General features: G+C 61.4%; 24 protein-coding genes. 3 read left to right on the forward strand and 21 right to left on the reverse strand.

The features are described 5' to 3' along the window. Positions 1 to 15: 15 nt before the first annotated feature. Complete coding sequence (locus C8N42_RS01595; RefSeq protein WP_107814780.1) at positions 16 to 1,650, reverse strand: hypothetical protein; 1,635 nt, start codon at positions 1,648 to 1,650, stop codon at positions 16 to 18. A 170-nt stretch (positions 1,651 to 1,820) separates the two neighbouring features. On the opposite strand from C8N42_RS01595, the gene C8N42_RS01600 reads away from it, so the two are divergent. Beyond that, a complete protein-coding gene (locus C8N42_RS01600) occupies positions 1,821 to 3,131 on the forward strand; it encodes a P-loop NTPase family protein (RefSeq protein WP_425430505.1) in 1,311 nt (436 codons plus the stop codon). A 92-nt stretch (positions 3,132 to 3,223) separates the two neighbouring features. Here the strand turns inward: C8N42_RS01600 and folD are convergent, their stop codons facing one another. The 12 genes from folD to ybgC form a co-directional block, all read right to left on the reverse strand. Then, complete coding sequence (gene folD / locus C8N42_RS01605) at positions 3,224 to 4,126, reverse strand: bifunctional methylenetetrahydrofolate dehydrogenase/methenyltetrahydrofolate cyclohydrolase FolD (RefSeq protein ID WP_107814782.1); 903 nt, start codon at positions 4,124 to 4,126, stop codon at positions 3,224 to 3,226. Between the two features lie 10 nt (positions 4,127 to 4,136). After that, positions 4,137 to 4,442 carry a chorismate mutase gene (locus C8N42_RS01610; RefSeq protein WP_107815053.1) on the reverse strand — a complete coding sequence of 102 codons (306 nt, stop codon included), beginning with the start codon at positions 4,440 to 4,442 and terminating at the stop codon, positions 4,137 to 4,139. A gap of 62 nt (positions 4,443 to 4,504) precedes the next feature. Then, positions 4,505 to 5,278 carry a methyltransferase domain-containing protein gene (locus C8N42_RS01615; protein ID WP_107814783.1) on the reverse strand — a complete coding sequence of 258 codons (774 nt, stop codon included), beginning with the start codon at positions 5,276 to 5,278 and terminating at the stop codon, positions 4,505 to 4,507. 69 nt (positions 5,279 to 5,347) lie between these two features. Then, complete coding sequence (gene ftsH, locus C8N42_RS01620) at positions 5,348 to 7,258, reverse strand: ATP-dependent zinc metalloprotease FtsH (RefSeq protein WP_107814784.1); 1,911 nt, start codon at positions 7,256 to 7,258, stop codon at positions 5,348 to 5,350. Between the two features lie 85 nt (positions 7,259 to 7,343). Next, complete coding sequence (tilS, locus tag C8N42_RS01625) at positions 7,344 to 8,603, reverse strand: tRNA lysidine(34) synthetase TilS (RefSeq protein WP_170109160.1); 1,260 nt, start codon at positions 8,601 to 8,603, stop codon at positions 7,344 to 7,346. 4 nt (positions 8,604 to 8,607) lie between these two features. Continuing rightward, positions 8,608 to 9,450 (reverse strand): tol-pal system protein YbgF, encoded by an 843-nt coding sequence (ybgF, locus tag C8N42_RS01630; protein ID WP_107814786.1) that lies wholly within the window; start codon positions 9,448 to 9,450, stop codon positions 8,608 to 8,610. Between the two features lie 19 nt (positions 9,451 to 9,469). Then, positions 9,470 to 9,997: a peptidoglycan-associated lipoprotein Pal gene (pal, locus tag C8N42_RS01635; protein WP_107814787.1), complete on the reverse strand. Its 528-nt coding sequence runs from the start codon at positions 9,995 to 9,997 to the stop codon at positions 9,470 to 9,472. Positions 9,998 to 10,084: 87 nt separating this feature from the next. Further along, positions 10,085 to 11,434 (reverse strand): Tol-Pal system beta propeller repeat protein TolB, encoded by a 1,350-nt coding sequence (tolB, locus tag C8N42_RS01640; RefSeq protein WP_107814788.1) that lies wholly within the window; start codon positions 11,432 to 11,434, stop codon positions 10,085 to 10,087. Then, on the reverse strand, positions 11,431 to 12,597 hold the full coding sequence (locus C8N42_RS01645; protein ID WP_107814789.1) for an energy transducer TonB: 1,167 nt from the start codon (positions 12,595 to 12,597) through the stop codon (positions 11,431 to 11,433). The genes tolB and C8N42_RS01645 overlap by 4 nt, the downstream gene beginning before the upstream one ends. 12 nt (positions 12,598 to 12,609) lie before the next feature. Next, entirely contained in the window at positions 12,610 to 13,077 is a 468-nt protein-coding gene (tolR, locus tag C8N42_RS01650) for a protein TolR (RefSeq protein ID WP_107814790.1), read from the reverse strand. 1 nt (position 13,078) lies between these two features. After that, positions 13,079 to 13,774, reverse strand: a complete 696-nt coding sequence (gene tolQ, locus C8N42_RS01655; RefSeq protein ID WP_107814791.1) for a protein TolQ — start codon at positions 13,772 to 13,774, stop codon at positions 13,079 to 13,081. Positions 13,775 to 13,911: 137 nt separating this feature from the next. Beyond that, positions 13,912 to 14,301, reverse strand: coding sequence for a tol-pal system-associated acyl-CoA thioesterase (gene ybgC / locus C8N42_RS01660; protein ID WP_107814792.1), 390 nt, complete (start codon positions 14,299 to 14,301; stop codon positions 13,912 to 13,914). 67 nt (positions 14,302 to 14,368) lie between these two features. On the opposite strand from ybgC, the gene C8N42_RS01665 reads away from it, so the two are divergent. Next, complete coding sequence (locus tag C8N42_RS01665) at positions 14,369 to 14,785, forward strand: hypothetical protein (protein WP_146168232.1); 417 nt, start codon at positions 14,369 to 14,371, stop codon at positions 14,783 to 14,785. On the opposite strand, the gene C8N42_RS01670 is transcribed toward C8N42_RS01665, so the two are convergent. Continuing rightward, positions 14,754 to 15,383, reverse strand: coding sequence for a hypothetical protein (locus tag C8N42_RS01670; RefSeq protein WP_107814794.1), 630 nt, complete (start codon positions 15,381 to 15,383; stop codon positions 14,754 to 14,756). The two genes, C8N42_RS01665 and C8N42_RS01670, sit on opposite strands and share 32 nt — an antisense overlap. 99 nt (positions 15,384 to 15,482) lie before the next feature. On the opposite strand from C8N42_RS01670, the gene aroQ reads away from it, so the two are divergent. Next, a complete protein-coding gene (gene aroQ, locus C8N42_RS01675) occupies positions 15,483 to 15,920 on the forward strand; it encodes a type II 3-dehydroquinate dehydratase (protein ID WP_107814795.1) in 438 nt (145 codons plus the stop codon). A gap of 27 nt (positions 15,921 to 15,947) precedes the next feature. Here the strand turns inward: aroQ and ruvB are convergent, their stop codons facing one another. The 7 genes from ruvB to C8N42_RS01710 all read right to left on the reverse strand — a co-directional run bounded on the left by ruvB (position 15,948) and on the right by C8N42_RS01710 (position 21,898). Beyond that, positions 15,948 to 16,976, reverse strand: a complete 1,029-nt coding sequence (gene ruvB / locus C8N42_RS01680) for a Holliday junction branch migration DNA helicase RuvB (protein WP_107814796.1) — start codon at positions 16,974 to 16,976, stop codon at positions 15,948 to 15,950. Between the two features lie 3 nt (positions 16,977 to 16,979). Then, positions 16,980 to 17,654, reverse strand: coding sequence for a Holliday junction branch migration protein RuvA (ruvA, locus tag C8N42_RS01685; RefSeq protein WP_107814797.1), 675 nt, complete (start codon positions 17,652 to 17,654; stop codon positions 16,980 to 16,982). Beyond that, positions 17,651 to 18,160, reverse strand: coding sequence for a crossover junction endodeoxyribonuclease RuvC (ruvC, locus tag C8N42_RS01690; RefSeq protein ID WP_107814798.1), 510 nt, complete (start codon positions 18,158 to 18,160; stop codon positions 17,651 to 17,653). Before ruvC ends, ruvA begins: the two co-directional genes overlap by 4 nt. A 295-nt stretch (positions 18,161 to 18,455) precedes the next feature. Next, positions 18,456 to 18,803, reverse strand: a complete 348-nt coding sequence (locus tag C8N42_RS01695; RefSeq protein WP_107814799.1) for a hypothetical protein — start codon at positions 18,801 to 18,803, stop codon at positions 18,456 to 18,458. Between the two features lie 105 nt (positions 18,804 to 18,908). After that, the gene (locus C8N42_RS01700) at positions 18,909 to 19,781 is read right to left on the reverse strand and encodes a 50S ribosomal protein L11 methyltransferase (protein ID WP_107814800.1); all 873 of its coding nucleotides are present in this window, start codon (positions 19,779 to 19,781) and stop codon (positions 18,909 to 18,911) included. Between the two features lie 103 nt (positions 19,782 to 19,884). Next, positions 19,885 to 20,586: a peptide-methionine (S)-S-oxide reductase MsrA gene (msrA, locus tag C8N42_RS01705; RefSeq protein ID WP_107814801.1), complete on the reverse strand. Its 702-nt coding sequence runs from the start codon at positions 20,584 to 20,586 to the stop codon at positions 19,885 to 19,887. A gap of 70 nt (positions 20,587 to 20,656) precedes the next feature. Then, positions 20,657 to 21,898, reverse strand: a complete 1,242-nt coding sequence (locus C8N42_RS01710) for an MFS transporter (RefSeq protein ID WP_107814802.1) — start codon at positions 21,896 to 21,898, stop codon at positions 20,657 to 20,659. Positions 21,899 to 21,998 lie beyond the last annotated feature (100 nt).

Raw genomic sequence — 21,998 nt, forward strand, 5'->3', positions numbered from 1 at the left:
ACCTCTACGCTACGTTCATTCCTTCGCGATCAGATAAACCAGCATCATCGGATCGCGCAACGGCGGGCGCAGTTTCAGCCCCGCCGCCTCGACCGCAGCGAGCGCATGGCGCTCCACGCTCGGATCGAGCGGACAGAGCGGAACAATTATGGCATCGGCATTCTCTACCCCCGGCGCACCGGAATAATACCAGGGCGCACCGCCTTTGAGCGGCGCGAAATCTCCGAGAATCCAGATTGCCGAAACAATATCGGCGACGAAGAACTGGCTCTCCGGCGGAAAATTGAACGGCGCGGCCTTCAGCCGATCCGCCATATAACCATTCAGGACCAGATCGCCCCCCTGCAAAGCACAGCGCGGCAGGGTCTCACCCAGAAAACTCACCGGTGCGAACTCCTCGTCTTCGCTGGCGTAAGGCGCAAGTTCCGGATAGCGATCTACAAGGTTCTCTCGGGCCAGCACCATTCGGGTTCGCCGGGGCGTTACAAACAGGTCGTCAAGCTCTGCACGGCCTTCGAATTGCGGCACATGGTCCTCCGTCTTTGCCACGAGATTGCGGAAAGGGCTTGTGGCGATGTTCTGCATCGACGGCGCGATCAGGGCGAATGCCATCAACGCCAGCGCCGAAGTGGCGTTGCGCGCATCGGAGTTGAACAAGACGCGACGCCCGCGCTCCGGTCGCTCCGCCAGAAGCAGCACGCACAACAGAATGAGCCATTGGGGATCATTGCCGAAATTCTGGTAGGTGACATAGACAAAACCCGGCGCCAGCAACAGAAGCAAGAGGCCGACGCGGTCCCGCCCAGCCTGGCGCAACACGATGACCGAGAGGAACAGGGTGACGGTTCCGATCAGAAAACGCGGCGCGTTCAACACTTCGACAAAGGACACGCCGGGCGCCGCACGGCTCTCCGAACGGGTGACCGACAGGAGATCGGCAACATAGGCCGGAAAGAACTCCGTACCGTAAAACGCGACCATGGCCAGTGCGACCGACAGTCCGGTCACGAGCCCCGCGAGCAAGCTGCGCCAAGCCCCGCGAAGCATAAAGCCAAGCGCCACGGGCAACACAAACCCCACGAAATAGGTCGGCTTGATCAGCGCCATAAACGCCAGCATCGCCCCCGCGATCACCCCATCGAGCAGCGGAGCCTTACTCTCGCTCCGCTCCGGCAGCACCGCCAACAGAATTGCGATGAAGGCCGCCACCCAAGCCCAGCGGTTGTAATACATCGAGACGGAAATCGCGGTCGCGTTCTCGCCATGGACCAGACCGAGGACCATCACCATCGCCACCGCGCCAAATCCCCAGGCGGCAAGCCCGGACAGCCGCGAAAGCGCCACGCGTGCGACCGGCGGAGCAAACAGCACGGCGATCAGAATTTGCGCCGCGATGAAGGCCTGTCCGATGCCCAACCCCATGTTCATCATCCACCGGATCGGCAGAAAGGCGAAAATGCCGATCGGGGTCGAAAAATCCAGATGCGGCACCAGCCCCAACCCCATGCGCAACAAAATATCGACCATATGCGCGGCATCGCCCTCATGCATGTCGAGATAAAGCCCACCTTCCGCAAGCCCCACCCCGCCCAGGACAAGGATCAAAACCGCGAGAAATACGGTGTATTTTGCCGGAGAAATTCGGCCCATCTGCACTGCCTCGTTCATTTTTGCGAAAGGTTATGGCCAAACACTCCACATTGCAAAGCTGTGTGCGCACAACGGCGTGAAAATCTTGGCTTTGTCCGTCAGTCTCCGTACACTCCCGGCAAAAGTACAAGCCGTCGAACAGGCAGAACAGAGGGCCAGCAGTTATGACCATGATGGATCCGACACCGAACGTGATCGCACCCGTCGCACCGAAACGCGCCGAGGAAACCGGTTTGTCTCCTGTGATGATGCGCGACATCGTGTTGAAAACCATGTTCCGCACCAATCTCGAACAGGTCTCGCGCCTGTCCGCCGCGCTCTGCCTGCCGGTGTCGATCACCCAGGATCTGGTGGACCGCGCCCGCGAACAGGGGCTTATCGAAGCGACCGGCACGATGCATGCAGGTGCGGGCTCCGAAATGGGCTTTCGCCTCTCCGACGGTGGCAAGGCACGCGCCCTCGATGCGCTCAGCCAGTCGGAATATTACGGTGCCATGCCAGTCCCGCTGGAAATCTATGCCGAACAGGTGCAACGCCAGTCGGTGCGCAACATGAAAGTGACGCGCGAGGCGCTTTTGGCGGCCATGGGGCATCTGATCCTGCCGCCCAACCTTCTCGACCAGCTTGGACCGGCGGTCGGTGCAGGGCGCTCGATCCTGATGTACGGGCCGCCGGGGAACGGCAAATCCTCGATCTCCAACGGCATTCGCGACGCGCTCGGCGATCTGATCTATGTGCCGCGCGCGATCGAATACAACGGATCGGTGATCACGGTTTACGACCCGCTGATGCATGTCAAACGCGAGGATGCCGAGGACGATCCCAATGCACTCAGAAAGACCGCGAACCGGTTCGACCGGCGCTATGTGCGGTGCGAACGGCCCTCTGTGGTCACCGGCGGTGAACTGTCGCTCTCCATGCTCGATCTGGTGTACAACCCGACCGCGCGGACCTATCAGGCCCCCTTGCAGCTCAAATCCACCGGCGGGATTTTCATCGTCGACGACCTTGGCCGTCAGGAAGAACCGCCGCAAAAACTCGTCAACCGCTGGATCGTGCCGCTTGAGGAAAGCAAGGATATTCTGGCACTCCAGTCGGGTGAGAAATTCGAAGTGCCTTTTGACACGCTGGTGATTTTCTCGACCAACTTCCACCCGAACAAGATCTTCGACACCGCCGCGCTGCGCCGGATTTTCTACAAGATCAAAATCGACGGGCCGGATCAGGCGGGCTTCCTCAAAATCTTCGCCATGGTCGCGCGCAAGAAGAAAATACCGCTGAACGAAGAGGCACTGGTCTATCTCCTCAAGGAAAAATATCCGACCATCGACAATGTCTACGCCAACTATCAACCGGTCTTCCTGATCGACCAGATGATTTCGATCTGCGAATTCGAAGGCATCCCCTATCAAATGACGCCGGAACTGGTGGAACGGGCTTGGGCGAACATGTTCGTCGAGGAGAGCGAATTCGCGCACTAGAATTTTTGAGTATTTGAGCCATCAGAAAACCCTCAGCACAGCAAAAGAGGCCCCGCAGGGCCTCCGAGCACGTCACAGGATGGGGGCTTTGCTCAGGCCGTCAGCCCCTCCGGCTCGGCCAGTCCGTGTTTGCGGCAACAGGCCGTGAGCGTATTGGCCAAGAGGCAAGCGATGGTCATCGGGCCGACACCGCCCGGCACCGGGGTAATCGCGCCAGCAACCTCTTTTGCCACCGCGAAATCCACGTCGCCCACAAGGCGGGTCTTGCCCTCGCCTTTCTCCGGCGCCGGAATGCGGTTGATGCCCACGTCGATTACTGTCGCACCGGGCTTGATCCAGTCACCCTGCACGAAATTCGGGCGGCCCACAGCGGCCACGACGATATCGGCGCGTTTCACCACTTCCGGCAGGTCCTTCGTCCGACTGTGCGCGATGGTCACGGTGCAGCTGTCGCCCAGGAGAAGCTGTGCCATCGGTTTGCCGACGATATTGGACCGACCGATCACCACCGCGTCCTTGCCCGACAGATCGCCCAGATGGTCCCGCAGCATCATGAGACACCCAAGCGGCGTACAGGGCACCATGCTCTTCTGCCCGGTGCCCAGCAGCCCGACATTCGAGATATGGAAGCCATCCACATCCTTTTCCGGATCAATCGCGTTGATCACAAGGCTTTCGTTGAGATGCTTCGGCAGCGGCAATTGCACGAGGATGCCATGCACATCCTTGTCGGCATTCAGTTGTTCGATAAGTGCAAGAAGATCGGCCTCAGACGTGTCCGCAGGCAATTTATGCTCGTAGGAGTGCATGCCGACCTCAACCGTCTGCTTACCCTTGGAGCGCACATAGACCTCAGAGGCCGGATCGTCGCCGACCAGCACCACGGCAAGACCGGGGGTCACGCCCTGCGCTTCCTTGATCCGTGCCACATGGGTCGCGACTTTCTCTCGCACGCTGGCCGCAAAGGCCTTCCCGTCGATCAGATGTGCTGTCATGTCCTGCTCCTTACCTGTCCCGCCCGAGTACGCGCTCTTCGCGGGCAATCATGTCTTCGATCATCAGCGCCCACATCTGGCGCGCGAGCACCGGATCGAAACCGCTTTGACGCGCCCGTGTTTCCACTTTGTCGAGCACATCGTGCACCCGCGTCTCGATCCGCGCCGGAAGTCCCTCGCCCGGTTTGATCTCGGCCGCCCGGTCGATATGCGCCTGACGCACCGCCAGAAGGTCGACAAGCTCACGGTCGAGCCTATCGATCTGATCGCGCAACTCGGCCATCGTGTCGATGTCTTTCGGTGATTTCAGCGTCATGACCATCCCTTCTGGCGGGCCTTTTTCGAACGCTGTAACACGCCCGCACGCGCGGGGAAAGATCAGGCCTTATGCAGCGTCACGAAGAGCCGTTTGAACGGGAACCACGCACGGCCCTGACGGTCGATCGGATAGGCCGCGTTCAGCTCCGTGTCATAGGCGTCGAGATAGGCCTCCAACCGCCCCGCCGCCTCGAAATGTTCGAGATAGGGGCGCAGGTAAGTGGCCTGGGTGAAATGGCGGACGGGATGACCGAAGGGGGCTTTGACCTCCTGCATATATTCGGTCATCCAGACCCGGACCTCGCCAAAAGGTTCCAGAATACTGACATAGCTGCGCGGCGGCAGGACATTGGAGTTGGCATCCGTATCGGGGAAAGCCTGCCGATCCAGACGGCTCGCCACCTCACGGGCGAGCACATGGGAGGGTGCATCGTGCTGGCTCGGCACCTGCATGGCGAACCAGCCGCCGGGGGCCAGAAATTGCATCAGATGCGGCAGGACCGTGCGGTGATCCGGCACCCAGTTGAGCGCCGCGTTGGTGAAGATCAGCGCCAAATCGAGGCCGAGATCATGGGTTGCAATGTCGCCGCTGTGCACTTCGGTATAAACGCCCGTAGCCTCCGCCGCTTCGCGCATCGCCTGCGATTGTTCCAGCCCGTAAAGCGCATGATCCGGGAAGCGGTCCGCCAAAAGCCCACCGACACCACCCGAACCGCAGCCCAGATCCATGACGGCCCCATCGGGAATCTCACCGACGGCGGCAAGCAGATCACGGGCAGGCAGCAATCGCAGATCATAATACTGCGCGTATTTCGTGGGGCTCCAGTCGCTCATACGCTCCTCCTCAAGCAAAAACCGCGCCCTGAGAGAGGCGCGGTTTTCTTCCTAACAGGCTTTCAGGCCTCAGGCCATGGGTTCGGGTTCCATGCCGCTATCGGACTTCGGCTTTTTCTTGGTCTTCGGGATGGCCGTCACCGAAGCCTCACCGGAACCGCCAGAGCCGCCCTCGTCCTCGCCCGCCTGCGGCGGCAGACCGGCGATCACACGTTTGATCTCTTCACCGGTGAGGGTTTCGTATTCCAGCAGCCCTTGCGCCAGACGCTCCCACTCTTCCTCGTATTCCGAGATAATGCGGTACGCCTCGGCATAGCCCTCGTCGATGAAGCGTTTCACCTCTTCCTCGATCAGTTCCTTGGTATGGGCCGACACGGAAAGACCCGTGGTGTTGCCCTGATAGCCCTCGGCGGCCTCGGCGTAGTCAATGTTGCCGACCTTGTCGGACATGCCGTAGCGCATCACCATGGCACGCGCGAGTTGGCTCGCCTGCTGGATATCGCCTACGGGGCCGGAGGACACTTCTTCCTCGCCGTATTTGAAGACTTCGGCTGCCTTGCCGGCCATGGTCATGGCGATCCGCTGACGCGCCTCGTCCTTGAACATCTGGAGCTTGTCCATCTCCGGCAGGCTCATCACCATCCCAAGCGCACCACCGCGCGGGATGATCGTAGCTTTGTAGACCGGATCGCATTTCGGCAGTTTCAGACCGACGATGGCGTGACCGGCTTCGTGATAAGCGGTCTTTTCCTTTTGCTCGTCGGTCAGAACCATGGAGCGGCGCTCCGCGCCCATCATCACCTTGTCCTTGGCCTGTTCGAAATCTTCCATCGTCACCTGACGACGTCCGACACGGGCGGCCATGAGCGCAGCCTCGTTCACGAGGTTGGCGAGATCGGCACCGGAGAAACCGGGCGTGCCGCGCGCGATGATGCGCAGGTCCACATCGGGGCCGAGCGGCACTTTGCGGGCGTGGACGTTGAGGATCTTCTCGCGGCCCTTGATATCCGGGTTCGGCACGGTGATCTGGCGGTCGAAACGACCGGGACGCAACAGCGCCGGGTCGAGCACATCACGACGGTTGGTCGCGGCGATGATGATCACGCCTTCGTTCGATTCAAACCCGTCCATCTCGACAAGCAACTGGTTGAGCGTTTGTTCGCGCTCGTCGTTGCCGCCGCCATAACCCGCGCCACGATGGCGACCCACGGCGTCGATCTCGTCGATGAAAACGATACAGGGCGCGTTCTTTTTCGCCTGCTCGAACATGTCACGCACACGGCTCGCGCCGACACCCACGAACATCTCGACAAAGTCGGAGCCGGAAATGGTGAAGAACGGCACGCCCGCCTCGCCCGCAATGGCCCGCGCCAGAAGCGTCTTACCGGTGCCCGGAGGACCGACCAGAAGCGCGCCTTTCGGAATCTTGCCACCAAGGGCCGAGAATTTCTGCGGATTGCGCAGGAATTCGACGATCTCTTCAAGCTCTTCCTTGGCCTCGTCAATGCCCGCGACATCGTCAAAGGTCACGCGACCCTGTTTTTCGGTCAAAAGTTTCGCCCGCGATTTGCCAAAGCCCATCGCACCGCCTTTACCGCCACCCTGCATCCGGTTCATGAAATAGATCCACACCCCGATGATCAGGAAGATCGGCAGGAAGGACAGGATGAACGGCATGATACCGCTTTCTTCCTGCGGCTTACCTTCGACCGTCACATCCTTGGCCAGAAGCTCGGACACGAGATTCTCGTCACCCGGGTTGATCGTATATTTGCGCCGGTTGTCCGCCCCGGTGAAATAAACCTTCTCGCCGTCGATATCGACAGAGGTCACGGTGCCATCGTCCACTTTCGACATGAATTCGGAATAGGGGACGACTTCCGACGACATGCTCGACTGATTGCCGCCCAGCACCTGAAACAGGGCCAGAACCAGCATCAAGAGCACGAGCCAGAAGGCAAGATTGCGTGCATTGCCCAAAGGGGATCTCCTTGAATGATCTTAAACGCACGATCAAAGACGCGCGCGCGGGTTTCTCCTTAAAATAGGCATGAACGGCTCAAGTTCAATGCGATAAAAGCGCGGTGTGAAAACCGCCTTTCGGATGAATGAGCCGTGCGGTCGCCGGTCCGTGACCTGCCAGAGGCGCGGAGATCAGCGTATTGCCCTCGAACAGGGCCGGAGAGGCGATGAGACTTTCACGCGGAGGCGCATCTTCCGGACGTTCGCCCAGTTGCAACAACCCGTCTTCCCCCAGTGCGCGCACGACATAGTCTTGGTTTTCAATACCTTCCACGACCCAACGCCCGTCCCATAGCGCCCCCGGCAAAGCCACAGTCCCGGCCACGGCGGCATGTTCACGGGTCAGTCGAAAGCTCCCCTTACCTCCCAGAAGCCGCACACCGTGCAACGTTGCGTCGCGTCCGCGCATCATGGCGGAGAGAAACTCCTGCAACTTCATGCCGCGTGGGCCGTAATCCGCCGAGGAAATCCAGCGCAGCGCCGCATCCACCAGACGCCGGTTCACCTCCGGTGCGCCCTCGGCAAAACGGCGACGGTCGATGATCAGATCGCCACGGTCCTCCCGGACGCAATCGAGCGCATGGTCATGAGTCGCGAAATCGAGCGCCGAGCGCACCTGCGACAAGTGATCCATCACCCGGCCGACAACATGCGCGTCGATACCAAGTTTCGTGAGTTCTTCCATGGCGCGCCGCGCCTTTACCCGCTCATAGGCTTCATCGTCATTCGACGGATCATCCACCCAAGGCTCATGCAGCTCCCGAAGATATTGTCTGAGCTCGAACCGTTCCTGCATCAGCAAAGGCCGCACCCAGGTAATCCCGTCCGACACCCGCCGCCGCTGCATCCCCGTCAGCCCGTCGATGCCGGAGGCGCGCGCGAGCCGCATGAAGAACGTCTCCGCCTGATCATCGGCGGTATGCGCAAGCGCGATGGTGGAAATCCCCTGCCCCTTCGCCCAGTCCGCCATAAGGCGATAACGGGCACGCCGCGCGGCGTCCTGAATATTGCCGGTGGCGTTTTGCCCGGCCCAGTTCAGCGTGGTGTGTTTGATGCGGAGCCGTTCGGAGACCTCCGCCACGAACCGCGCTTCTGCGGCGGCTTCCGGACGCAGCCCGTGGTTTACCGTGACCGCCTGAAGACGCACCTTTTCCTCGCGCGCCCACTCCGCCAGAAGATGCAGCAAAGCCATGCTGTCGCCGCCGCCGGAGACCGCGACAGCCAGATGATCGGGTTTCTCGAAGGCAAAGGCGGTGGCCACGAAATGGCGCAACATCGCCCGGTTCGTCTCCACCCCGGTCATGCCCTTACGGACACCCGAACCCGCGCGCCTCGGTCTGGGCCTGAGAGGCTGCCGTAGAGCCAGGGAAACGGGTCCCGACCTCGCCATACATGACACAGGCCTTGTCGGTCTGACCAAGCTTGCCCAAAGCACCCGCCAGTTTCAAAAGCGCATCGGGGGCGCGTTCGCCCTCCGGGTTACCGGAGAAACTGTCGAGATAGGCCCGCGCGGCATTGGCCGTATCGCCCGCCGCCGTCAATGCCTCGCCCCGCATGTAATGCGCCTCGGCGGTCAGGTAACCGCCAGTGTAGGTCTGGGCAAAAGTGGCGAAGGCGTCGGCCGAAGCCTGATACTGGCCCTCGTCATAAAGCGCCTTTGCCGCATCGAAATCGCTCTGTTCGGTCATGGCGAACTCGCCGCCTCCCTCCATCGGCGGCTCGGTCCCCGGCCCCGCGACGATCATATCGGAGGCTCCCGTCGTGGCCGCTTCTCCGCCCAAAGGCGTCAGCGGCGGCAGGTTGCCGACATCGCAACCGCTCTCAAGCTCGCAAAGCCGAAAATTCAGGTCATCGAGCTGGTTCGTACCGTCCTTGACCACACGGTCGATACGAAATTCGAGCGCTTCGAGCTTGGCCGTGAGATTGGCCAGAGCGGCCTCCATCAAATCGACCCGCTGGAGCGTATCGGCGCCCGCGAACTGGGTGTTCGGCGCGCCAGTCGTGGAGAGCTCCCGTTTGAGCTTGTTGATCTCGACGGACAGAACTGCGGCTTCCTGACGGATATCCGCCAGCGTCTGCGCATCCTGCGCCCAGAGCGCCCCTCCGACACAGGACAGAGCCAGCGCCGCGCCAAAGATCGTCGCTTTCATCGCAAACTCTCCTTTTCGCTTACATGCCTGCGCCAGCGGCGAGCACGGTCACGGCCCGGCGGTTCTGGCTGTAGCAGCTTTCATCCGAACAGATGGCGAGCGGGCGCTCCTTGCCATAGGGGATGGTTTTCAGACGCGACGGGTTCACGCCCTGACTGATCAGGTAATCCTGCACGGAGGCGGCGCGACGTGCGGAAAGCGCAAAGTTGTATTCGCGGGTGCCCTGTTCGTCAGCGTGGCCTTCGATGATCGCCGTATAGGCCGGATTGTCGAGCAGCCAGCGGGACTGACCGGCGAGAATAGTGCGCGCCTCATCCGAGAGCGTCGACTGATCGACGGCGAAGAGCACGCGGTCGCCCACGGTCTGGTTGAAATAGGCGATCGAGGTCGGATCGGAAGCCGAGCCCGGGATCATGCCGTTGGCACCGGCCCCGCCGGCCCCATTGGCGTTGTTGCCAAAACGACCGGGATTGGTACAGGCTGAAAGGCCAAGGGCCGCGACCAGAAGAAGTGCGCGGGAGGCTTTGGAGGTCAGAAACTGGGACATGGAAGATCCTTTGGGATGTTCGTAACTGCTCTGGGTTTGTTGGGACTATAGCAGCCTCCCCGGGGCTTGGGGAGGTGCCGGATTTCACTATTTCAACAGCGGCGACCAGGCCGGATCGGATGCGCTGGCCGTAGTTGGCACCCGTTTCAGGTTCCGCCCGGAAATGTCGACGGTGTAAAGCGCGCTTTCGCCGCCCGCCCCCTGGCTTTCACGGGTGAACATGATCACCCGGCCATTGGGCGCCCAGCTCGGACCTTCGTCGAGGAAGGAGGCAGTCAGAAGCCGCTCTTCGGAACCGTCCGTGCGCATCACCCCGATGTGGAAACGGCCCTGGTTCTGTTTGGTGAAAGCGATGAGATCCCCGCGCGGCGACCACACCGGCGTGCCATAACGTCCGATGCCCGAGGAAATCCGCCGCGCCTCACCACCGCCCGCGGGCATGATATAAAGCTGCTGCGTGCCGGAACGGTCGGACTCGAACACGATCTGCGAACCGTCGGGCGAAAAACTCGGCGCGGTCTCGATGGCGGGCGTATTGGTGAGACGGGTGATCTGCGAGGTCGCGATGTCCATGCGGTAGAGATCGGTGTTCGAGCCCGTGGACATGGAATAAACGATGGACCGGCCATCGGGAGAGAACCGCGGCGCGAAGGTCACGGATTCGGCGGGCACCGGCAGGCGCGTGCGTGTCACCGTACCGACATCGAGCATCATGATCTGCGGCGTGCCGGTTTCATAGGAGGTGTAGAGCACCCGGTCGCCGGAGGGCGAGAAGCGCGGCGCAAAAACGATGTAATGATCGTCGGTCAGGTACTGAAGCCCCGCCCCATCGTAATCCATCACAGCAAGGCGTTTCTTGCGGTCGTTTTTCGGCCCGGTTTGCGAGACAAAGACAACGCGGCTGTCGAAATATCCCCCCTCGCCTGTGATCCGCGAATAGACCACATCGGCGACCTTGTGCGCGATCCGCCGCCAGCTTGCGGTGGTGCCGCCGAGTTGCAGGCCCGACCCCAGCGGTGCTTCGGCATAGACGTCAAAGACGCGGAACTTGACCGACAGGTTGCCCGCGCTGTCGATGCCCACGGCGCCAGTCACCAGACCCTGCGCGTTGATCGCCTTCCAGTCGGCATATTGCACGGCAGCGCCGAAATTCGTCACCTGCGAAATATAGGCTGAAGACGGGATTTCCCGGAACAGCCCCGTGCCCACGAGATCGGCGGCGATCACGTCGGAGATTTGCTTGGCGTATTCGGCGGCCTGCGGTGTCTCGGCGATAAAATCCGGCAGGGCGAGCGGCAGGGGTTCGATCACCCCGCGCGTGATGTCGAGTCTCAGCGGCCCCGGATCCTGCGCCACGGCGGGCGCGGCCCCCCCGAGGGAAAGCGCTGCGGCAAAAGCACAGGCCAGAACAGGGGCAAAGGCAGTCAGGCGTTTCATTTGAACCTCATCTGTTCGGGATCGAACGTCATTTCGATATTGCGCCAATGGGCATATTTTTCCACCGGCAAGGGGAAACCGCGCGCACCGCAGCGGATAATCGCGCGTCGGGCAACCTCGAAGGCGCTCTGCGCCCCCGCTTCCGTGCCGCCCGTATGAGACAGGAGTTTAATGGAGCCGGCCTGCGGCGTGCCATCTTCGTTCATCGCAACGCCAACCGTGATCACCGTGCGCATCGCGTCGGTCGACATCGCGCCGACGTTCCAGCATTGCGACACCGCAACCCGCATGCCCTCGCGCTCGCCCGCGGTCAGAGGCGGGCCGACCGGGCGTTCAGGGGCGGCGGGGCTGCCCACGCTTTCGGCGGCCAAAGCCGCAGCGGCCGCAGCAGCCGCATCAGCGACGGCGTCCGACGTGTCTTCTTTCGGTTCGGCTGCGGGCGTAGCGGGTTTCGGTGTCTCCTGCGCCTGTTGCGCCGCCTGTACCTGCGCCGCGAGATTGGCCGGGCGCGATTTCGGGCGCGGCGAAGTGGACATGCCCGAAGGTTTCTCCGCCTCGGTCACGATCTCCGTGGCGGTTTCCTGCGGGGCCGACTCTTCGACCTTTTCCTCAACCACCTCGGGGCTTTCGCTTTCCTCGTTGGCGGCCTCAACCGGTGTGTCGGAAATCTCCGGCTGCGGCTCGGGCGCGGTCACGTTCCGGTCGGCGATGCGCGGCACCGGGCGCGGCGTCGGCTTGCGGTCAGGACGATCCGGGAGGCCCGCACCGGGGTCTTCGAGCGAAATCTCCGGATCGGCCTGCGGGCTGGGCGGCGTCGGCTGCACTTCGACCGGCGGGGTCACGGTTTGCGGCGGTTCGGGCTTTGGCTCCGGCGCTGTCGGCGGCGGCGTTTCGGGCGCGCTTTGCTCCGGCTTGCTCTCCTCGGGTTGGCTCACCTCCGGGGCGCTTTCCGTCTCGGGGGCACGCATCTCGGGGGCAATCTCGTAGGTGTCGGGTGCGGTGCTTTGCGCCACCATGGCGGCGAACTCGCTTTCCGAAATCAGTGCCACCTCCTGCACGGACACGTCCGCAGGCTCCTCGGGATGCAGGAACAGCCCCCCGAAAAGCACATAGGCAATCAGGCCCAGATGGCCCGCGCCGGAGATATATTGGCCCGCGTTCACGCGTGATATCCCTTAATTCGACCCGTCGAGACGCGGCCCGCCCTGTTCGGTCACCAGACCGATGGAGCGAAACCCGCCCGCGTTCAATGCGCCCATCACCTGAGCCACACGTTCGTAGGGCACCGATCCGTCGGCGCGCAGGAAAATCTTGTCGTCCTGACGCTCGGCGGCGATGGCTTTGAGCTTGGTCACGAGATCCTGTTCCGGCGTCTCATTGGACATGAGCAGAACCTGCCCGTCGGCGGTGAGCGTGATGGTCAGCGGCTCCTGTTCCTCCTGCGGCAACGCAGTCGCCGCCGTTTCCGGCAGTTCCACCGGCACTCCCACGGTCATCATCGGGGCGGCCACCATGAAGATGATCAGAAGCACCAGCATGACGTCGACGAAAGGCGTGACGTTGATCTCGCTCATCGCGGCGGGACGACGGCGACGCCCACGGCGACCGCCTCCCCCCGATTTCTGAATGACACCCGCGCCCATCTTAACTGTCCAGCTCGCGGGACAGGATGGTGGCGAACTCGTCGGCAAAGGCCTCGTAGCCACCAAGGATGCGTTCGCTGTCGGCGTTCAGCTTGTTGTAGAAGATCACGGCGGGAATGGCGGCAAGAAGGCCGAGCGCTGTGGCCAGAAGCGCCTCCGCGATGCCCGGAGCCACGACGGCAAGGTTGGTCGACTGCGCCATGGCGATGTCCTCGAACGCCGTCTTGATCCCCCAGACCGTCCCGAAAAGACCGACGAAGGGTCCGGTGGACCCGACGGTCGCAAGGAACGAAAGCCCCTTGGTCATTTCCTCGCTCTCTTTCGCGATGGCCACATCCATCGAACGGTCGATGCGCGACTGTGCCCCCGCGATCAACCCGCCATCGGCGCGATGCGAGCGTCGCCACTCGGTCATGCCCGCGGCAAACACCCGCTCCGGCGCGCTCATCGGCCCATCGGAAATCTGGTCATACAGCTCATCGAGCGGCTCGCCCGACCAGAAGGCCTGATCGAAAGCGGCCGCCTCGGCGCGGGCCTTTTTATAGGAAATGAATTTCTGGATGATGATCGACCATGACCAGAAAGAGGCCACGATCAGCATCAGCATCACAATTTTCACGGTGAAGGTGGCGCGCATGAAAAGCGCGAGCAAGGAGAAGTCTATCTCCTGCGCCATCGCAAGGGTTTGTTGGTCCATGAACCTGCTCTTTAATCGCCTTTGGTGGGCCGCATTTGCACGGCTCTCATCTTTACGCGTGATTCTAGCTCATCGGCAGGGGAAGCGCCAACACGAACGTGTGAGGCGCAGCACAAATTCGCAGATTTTCGGCGGTTTCAGTGCAGGTTTCGGCGGAGATTTGCCGGAAGTCGCGCCGGATAACCGGTTGCGGTCAGCGCGACGATGGTCACCTGTGCCGAAAACAGCACATCCTCGCCACGTTTCACCACCTGGTTCATCACGATCCGTGCCCCCGTCATGGCCTCCAAAGCGGTTTCCACGGTGAGATCGTCATCGAATTTCGCAGGAACAAGGTAATCTGCCTCGACCCGCCGCACCGCAAAAACGATGCCGTCTTCTTCCTTGAGCCTGACCTGATCAATGCCCAGATCGCGCACCCATTCGGTCCGCGCGCGCTCGATGAACTTCAGGTAATTGGCGTAATAGACGATGCCCGCAAGATCGGTGTCCTCGTAATAGACATGGACAGGGAATATGTGGGTCATCTCAATTTCCCTTCCTTTTCACGGATCAGCCTGCAATCGTAACAGGCAACTGCATACGAGGTACAATTTGAAAAACCTATTGTCAAAACTGCATCATATCCGCTGGAAATCCGAGCTCTACATCCTGCGGTTTTCGCGCAAATTGTGGCTGCTTGCCCCTATGCCGATTTTTCTGATGATCTTTTTCTGGGTCTTTGTATATGCGCTCCCGATCCTGCCCTTGAGCATTTTCACCATCGTGATCATGGAAAACGATCCGCAACCGGCCCTCTGGGTCATCTTCGCAAACGCAACAATTCAATTGCTCATAGGACTTCCTGCGACGATCATTGGCTTCGTCTACTCAGTGAAATGGTATATTGTCGCAGCCAGCCTGATGTTCGGGAAAACCCAAATAGCCGACAGGAAAGAGGCTTTCCTGCGCGAAAAGTTGAGCCTTATCCCGACCACCGCTATCCCGCAATCACCCGCGCATAGAGCCTGAGCGCATGGGAAGCATCCCGCGCCGCGTCCGGCAGCATCGGGTCGTAAGCCGCACGCAGCACATTCGCCACATCCGGGCGCACCACCGTGCCTTCGGGAGCAACGGCAAGCGGGCTGTCTTGGGTAAACTCAACATCCGACCACAGGAGCATGGCTTGTACCGCCTGGCTCATCGCGATCACTTCGGCAGGCACCTCATCCATCGCACCGCCCATGCACACAAAGGTAAAGCACGCCTTGATCGCCCCCTGATCGTCGAATCGAAACGCCCGGTACTGATGTGCGCCACGCGCCTGCAAGGTCGCCACCCGCGTTTCCAGATCGGGAATGAGATCGCCCATATGCGGCACGTCGAGCAACTCCGCCCAGTCAGAGAGGAAAAACACCATGAGGTTCGTGCCCAGTTCCGGGTCCATTTCCTCGATCCGGTGACCGGCGATGGCGACACAGGCCTCGATTGCGGATTTCACCGTCACCAGCGTCTCGTCCTCCACGCCAAACACCACCGGCGCGATGGGCCGCCCCCAGCGCGCAAAAACATAATCGCCGTTCGAGCGGGTGAAAAATTCTTCGATGCGTTCCGGTGTGATCTCGCTCATGTGGCCCTCTCGCGTCTTGCGCCGTTCTTTTGCAACAGGGTGGCTTGCGCGGCAACCCCTGCCCCGCGTAGCTTGGCGCAAAGAACCACGAGGCGCATCATGAGCAAGACGATCTACATCCTGAACGGCCCCAACCTGAACCTTCTAGGCAAGCGGGAGCCGGAGATTTACGGTTCCGACACGCTTGAGGATGTCGAAGCGCTCTGTGCAACCGAGGCCGCTCTGCACGATCTCGACGTGGTTTTCGCGCAATCGAACCATGAGGGGGAGATCATCGACCTGATCCATGAGGCGCGCGAAAAAGCCGCCGGCATCGTCATCAACCCGGCAGCCTATACGCACACCTCGGTGGCCATTCTCGATGCTCTGAACACCTTCGAAGGCCCGGTGATCGAGGTGCATATCTCTCAGGTGCACAAACGCGAGGCCTTCCGCCATCATTCCTATGTCTCGATGCGCGCAGACGCGGTCATGGCGGGCTTCGGCGTCAATGGCTACCGGCTCGCGGTGGCGCAGATGGGGCATCTGTTGGGCTAAAACCCTGCTTTTCGGTGGCTCAAATACTCACTTACCGAACAAATCGGTCTGATCCGGCCCTTTCGGGGCCTCAAGCCCCAGATGTTTCCAGGATTTCTGCGTCAGCATCCGGCCGCGCGGGGTGCGCTGGATGAGGCCCTGCTGCAAAAGATAGGGCTCGATCACATCCTCGATCGCATCCCGGCTTTCCGACAAAGCCGCCGCCAAGGTCTCAACCCCCACCGGCCCGCCGCCGTAATTCTCCGCGATCATGCCGAGATAGCGCCGGTCTGCCCCATCGAGGCCGATCAGATCGACGCCCAAACGTGTGAGCGCCCCGTCGGCCAAAGATTTCGTGATCCGCCCGTCGCCCTCGACCACGGCGAAATCCACCACGCGGCGCAAAAGCCGCCCGGCGATCCGCGGCGTGCCACGCGCACGTTTGGCGATCTCATGCGCGCCTGCCGGATCGGTGGGCACATTCAGAAGACGCGCGCCACGGGTGACGATCTCGTGCAGTTCTTCGGTGGTGTAGAACTGAAGCCGTGTCGGGATGCCGAAGCGGTCGCGCAAGGGCGTAGTCAAAAGCCCGAGCCGCGTGGTCGCGCCCACCAGGGTGAAGGGCTGCAACTCGATCCGCACGGTGCGCGCGGCGGGGCCTTCGCCGATCACCAGATCGAGCTCGAAATCCTCCATCGCCGGGTAGAGCACCTCTTCGACCACCGGGTTCATCCGGTGAATCTCGTCGATGAAGAGCACATCGCGGGCTTCGAGATTGGTCAGGATCGCCGCAAGATCACCCGCCTTTGCGAGAACCGGCCCGGAAGTCATCTTGAAATTCACGCCCAGTTCGCGCGCCATGATCTGCGCCAGCGTGGTCTTGCCAAGCCCCGGCGGGCCATGAAACAGAACATGGTCCATCGCCTCTTCGCGGCGACGCGCAGACTCGATGAACACCCGCAGGTTGGCGCGCGCCTCTTGCTGACCGATGAACTCTTCAAGCGCCTGCGGGCGCAGGGCACGATCGGCGTCCTGCGGTTGCCGCTCCGGGCGCAACGTGGGATCGGGGCTTTCCATCTCTTACCCTTTCGGCGCGAGCAGGCGCAGCGCCGCTTTGATCAGACCCGACGTATCCGCCTCGGGCGCATCCTGCGCGGCCTGCGCCACGGCCTGCGCGGCGTCAGAAGGAGCATAACCGAGGTTTTGCAGCGCTGAAAGCGCCTCGGCCTCGGCGGAGGCATTGGCTTTTGGGGGCGTGGGTTTCGGTTTGGCCACAGGTGCTGCGCCCTCGATGACCTCAACAACTTCCGGTGCCGCAAGCGCCTCCGACAGCTTGCCGCCCATCGACATCACCGTCGGCGCCTTGTCCTTCAACTCATTGACCACGCGCTGCGCAATCTTCGGGCCGACGCCAGGTGCTGCCTTGATCGCCGTCCAGTCGCCCAGTGCAATCGCGCGCCCCGTCGCCTCCGGCCCCAGAGTGCCGAGGATCGCCATGGCGGCTTTCGAGCCGATGCCTTGAACGGAAATCAAGAGGCGATACCATTCCTTTTCCAAAAGGGACGTGAAGCCGAACAACTGCATCAGATCCTCGCGCACCAGCATATCGGTGTAGAGCGACACCGGCGCGCCCTGCCCCGGCAGGGACATGCGCGTGCGCTCGGAAATATGCACGATATAGCCGACGCCCCGCACATCGATCATCACATGATCCGTGCCGATATAGTCGATGACACCCGTCAGCTTACCGATCATGACGCCGCCTTTCTCAGCGCATCCGCCAACCGTGAAGAGGACTGCGCGTGATAAGAATGGGTGATCGCGATGGCCAGCGCATCGACCGCATCCGGCCCTTCGAGCCGGATACCGGGGAGTTGCAGTTTGATCATATGCTCGACCTGTTGCTTGGCGGCATGGCCGACGCCGACGACCGTCTTTTTCACCGCGTTCGGGGCGTATTCGCCGATGGGGATGCCTGCGCGGGCCGGAACCAGAAGGGCGACGGAACGCGCCTGCCCCAGCTTCAGTGTGGCGACAGCGTCCTTGTTGACGAAAGTCTGCTCGACGGCGGCGCTGTCAGGGCGGTAGGTCTCGACAATGGCGGTGAGTTGATCGAAGAGCGACAAAAGCCGCGTGGCGAGATCGTCGGAAGAGGCCGAGCGGCAGATGCCGTTGGCGACATGGCTGATGCGCGGACCCGCGACATCAATAATGCCCCAGCCCATGTTGCGCAGCCCGGGGTCGATGCCCATCACACGCATGATCTCACCTGCTCGTTTTATTCGTTGAGAATGAGTTAGCACGAAACGAGAACATTTGCCAAGCGCAGGTTTGCCAACAGACGTGATCAGCCCTTAGAACAGCGCGCGGCGACGCAACCAAAGCCTGCGAGCCACCCGACTGCGGGACCGGGGGGCATGCCCACCCTCTGCGGAGGCGGCGCCGTGAGCAGATATAAAGTGAAAACCCGCACCGAAGGCCGGTGCGGTTTCTGACGTGACAGGGATTGACTGGCATGGAGGGAAACAGCCATCCGACCCCCGGTAACATTATTTCTCAACTCAGCAGCATCTTGCCCTGAAGCGCCAGCCAGACGGTAACCTGATCGGCATGCATGACCCAAGCCGCGGCACGTTCAATCGCGGTCCCCTGAGACAACTCGTCCACCCGTGTCGCATAGGACACGGCCCCGAGACTCGCATAGAGCATCGCTTTGAAGGCAATCACCCCGGCGAGGGCAAAAAACACAAGATAGAGCGGTCGCCGCATCCCCCGGCGCCGCGGGCGCGCGATAATAAGACCATCCTGATTAACCGAATAGACGGCACCGTGCCTGAGCGCGCGTCGACGCGCCTCAATACGGGTGAGCCGTTTTTCCAATTGCTGCGAACCGGCGTAAGCCATGGCAGCCTCCTCGTAACATCGGCCCCCACCGACTAAGACATTCTTGCGGCAAAATGTGGCGAAATTGGGGCAAACGCGGCGAGAAAGAGATTTTTCCCTTTAAATTTAATGAGTTCTCAGCATCGTTAGCGTCGTCCAGTCAACAATCTCTTGGCGTTCCACAAGATTGAAGCCGGAGCGGGTATAAACGTCGACGACCTCATCGGCTTGCGGGTTGAGGATACCCGAGAGAATCACATGCCCGCCCGGCATAACATTGGCCGCCATATCCGGGGCAAGCGCCACCAGCGGACCTTTGAGAATATTCGCGAAGACCAGATCGAAGGGAGCCTTCTCGGCCAGCACCGGATGATTGAAACCGGCGGCTTCCAGACAGACCACCTGCCCCGCGAGATCGTTGGCGCGCACATTGCTTTCGGCGACCTCGACCGCGACCTCGTCAATGTCGGAGGCATAGACCGTCTTGTCGGAAATCTTTGCCGCCGCCATGGCCAGCACGGCGGTGCCACAGCCAATGTCCGCGACATTGTCGAACGTCTTACCCTCGGCCATCAGATGATCGAGCGCCTTGAGGCAGCCGAGCGTCGTACCGTGATGGCCGGTGCCAAAGGCCATGGCTGCCTCAATCAGCAAGCCGATCTTGTCCGCAGGGAGCCTGTCGGCGTCATGTGCCCCGTAGACAAAGAACCGCCCGGCCTCAACCGGCGCCAGATCACGGCGCACCTTGGCAACCCAATCCGTTTCCGGCAGCTCGGAAATCACGAAATCCGGGGCATCGTTGGCCTTGGCCAAAAGTGCGAGCGCGATCTCGTCGGGCGCTTCGGTGAAATAGGCCCCGACTTCCCAGAGCCCCGAGCCGTCCTCGATCTCGAACACGCCGACGCCCGTCGGTTCCGGATCGAGAAATTCGAGCGCGTCGCCGATGGCTTCGGCGGGGGCTTTGCCCTTGGTCTTGGTGAAGGCGGTGAAAGTTGGCATGGCGACACTCCGGCTTGGGTTTCCCCTAGGTGGTTTCCCCTGCCTTAGCCGTCCGGCAGGATTTTCACAACCCGCCCCTGATGCCCTCCCGGCTCCGGCTGAATTACGCGGGACTGTCGGGTCGCTCCATCTCATCGCTCCATTGCACAGAGCGTTCCATGCGCAGCCCCACGGGACAGCTCACCCCGGTGCCCCCGATACCGCAATATCCGTTCGGGTTCTTCGCCAGATATTGCTGGTGATACTCCTCGGCGAAATAGAACTCACCCGCAGGCAGGATCTCGGTCGTGATCGCGCCAAAGCCCTTGTCCTGCAAAAGCACGTTATAGCCCGCAAGGCTCGCCTCGGCGGCCCTCCGCTGCGCCTCATTCGTGACATAGATGCCGGAACGATATTGCGTGCCCCGGTCATTGCCCTGACGCATGCCCTGCGTCGGATCGTGGTTTTCCCAAAACACCTTGAGCAACTCGGCATAACTCACTTTGGCAGGATCGAACACCACGCGCACCACCTCGTTATGCCCGGTCTTGCCGGTGCAAACTTCCTCATAGGTCGGATGGGGCGTATAGCCCGCCGTATAGCCCGCTGCGGTGTTCACGACACCCGGCACCTGCCAGAAGATGCGCTCGACGCCCCAGAAGCAGCCCATGCCGAAAATCGCCTCCTCGCAGCCCTCCGGTACCGGGGCCTCAAGCCGCACGTGAAGCACGAAATGCTCCGCCGCTGTGGGGATCGGATCGGGACGCCCCGGCAGCGCCTCGTCGGGCGTGGGCATGGTAAGTTTCTTGGTCAGAGCGGCAAACATGGCAAGCCTCCGTTGTGCGGGTTGTCATGCAATATAGCCTGCAATTGAGATTGCGCCAATCTCCGGCACATCACTCGGCCGGGGCCACCTCGCGCACGCGCGGGATAAGTCGCCATTCGTTGCCCTTTTCCGGGTGACGCGGGATCAGGGCGGAGAGCCCCACCGAACCCATCGCCAGCGCCGCCGCCAGACCGAAGACCGCCCCCGGAGAGACCACCCAGAGATAGCCCAGCAACGCCGGCAAAAACACCGCCGCAATGTGGTTGATCGTAAAAGCCACCGCCGCCGTGGGCGCGATGTCTTCGGGATCGGCGATCTTTTGGAAATAGGTTTTGAGCGCAAAAGCGAGGCCGAACAGCATGTGGTCGATCACATAGAGCGCCGCCCCCACGATCACGCCCCAACCCAGCCAATAAATCCCGCCATAGGCCATGAACACCAGAGTCAGCCCGATATATTCGAGCATGAGAACAAACCTCTCGCCCTTGATGAAGACGATTTTCCCCATCATCGGCGCGATGACCATATTGGCCAGATAGTTGATCAGGAACAGACCGGTGATCTCTTCCACCCCGAGCCCGAATTTCTCGACCATCATGAAGGCGGCGAAGACAACGAAAATCTGCCGCCGCGCGCCCGCCATGAACTGAAGCGCGTAATAGAGCCCGTAACGGCGTTTCAGGATCAGCTTCTTGGCCTGCGGGTTGGGTGCCTCGAATTGCGGATAGGCCAGTAGCGCGAAGATCGCGACCAGAGCCGTAAAGCCCCCCGAGAGCAGGTAGACGATATTGTAGGACAGATCGAAGGTCTTCCATGTCAGAACCAGAAGCCCGTAAGCCACGAGAGAGGCCGCCGAACCCGCCGCCAGCAAGCGGCCGAGCACGATGGGCGCGCGGTCCTTCGGCAGCCATTGCAATTGCAGCGACTGGTTCACCGTCTCGAAATAGTGAAACCCGATCGAGGACAGCATGGTGATAGTCAGAATACCGCCCAAAGAGGGAAACCATGCGGTCACCGCCGTTGCAGCCCCCAGAAGCAAGAGCGACACCACGCCCAGCACCTGTTCACGCACGATCATGATAAGCGCAATCACCCCAATGGCCAGAAAGCCCGGAATTTCCCGCACCGTATGAAGCCAGCCGATCTGCACCCCGGTAAAACCCGCCACTTCGATGACGAAGTTGTTCAACAGCGCGTTCCATGTGGCAAAGGCCACGGGCATGGCGAAGGCCATCAAGAACAACAGGGACTCCGGCCGCCGCCAACGCGGCAGGTGAGACACATCGGAGAGGGATACGGGTGTTTTGCTCATGATCCGCCTGTAGTGAAGGAATGCTATTCTGAATAGCCGAAATTCCCGCACACCCCCTGCGCGGGTGGCTTGACGCAGGAGGGTGCACACCCCGATCATG

The organism is Celeribacter persicus (genome assembly GCF_003050785.1).
In the GTDB taxonomy this organism is placed as follows: Bacteria; Pseudomonadota; Alphaproteobacteria; order Rhodobacterales; family Rhodobacteraceae; genus Celeribacter; species Celeribacter persicus.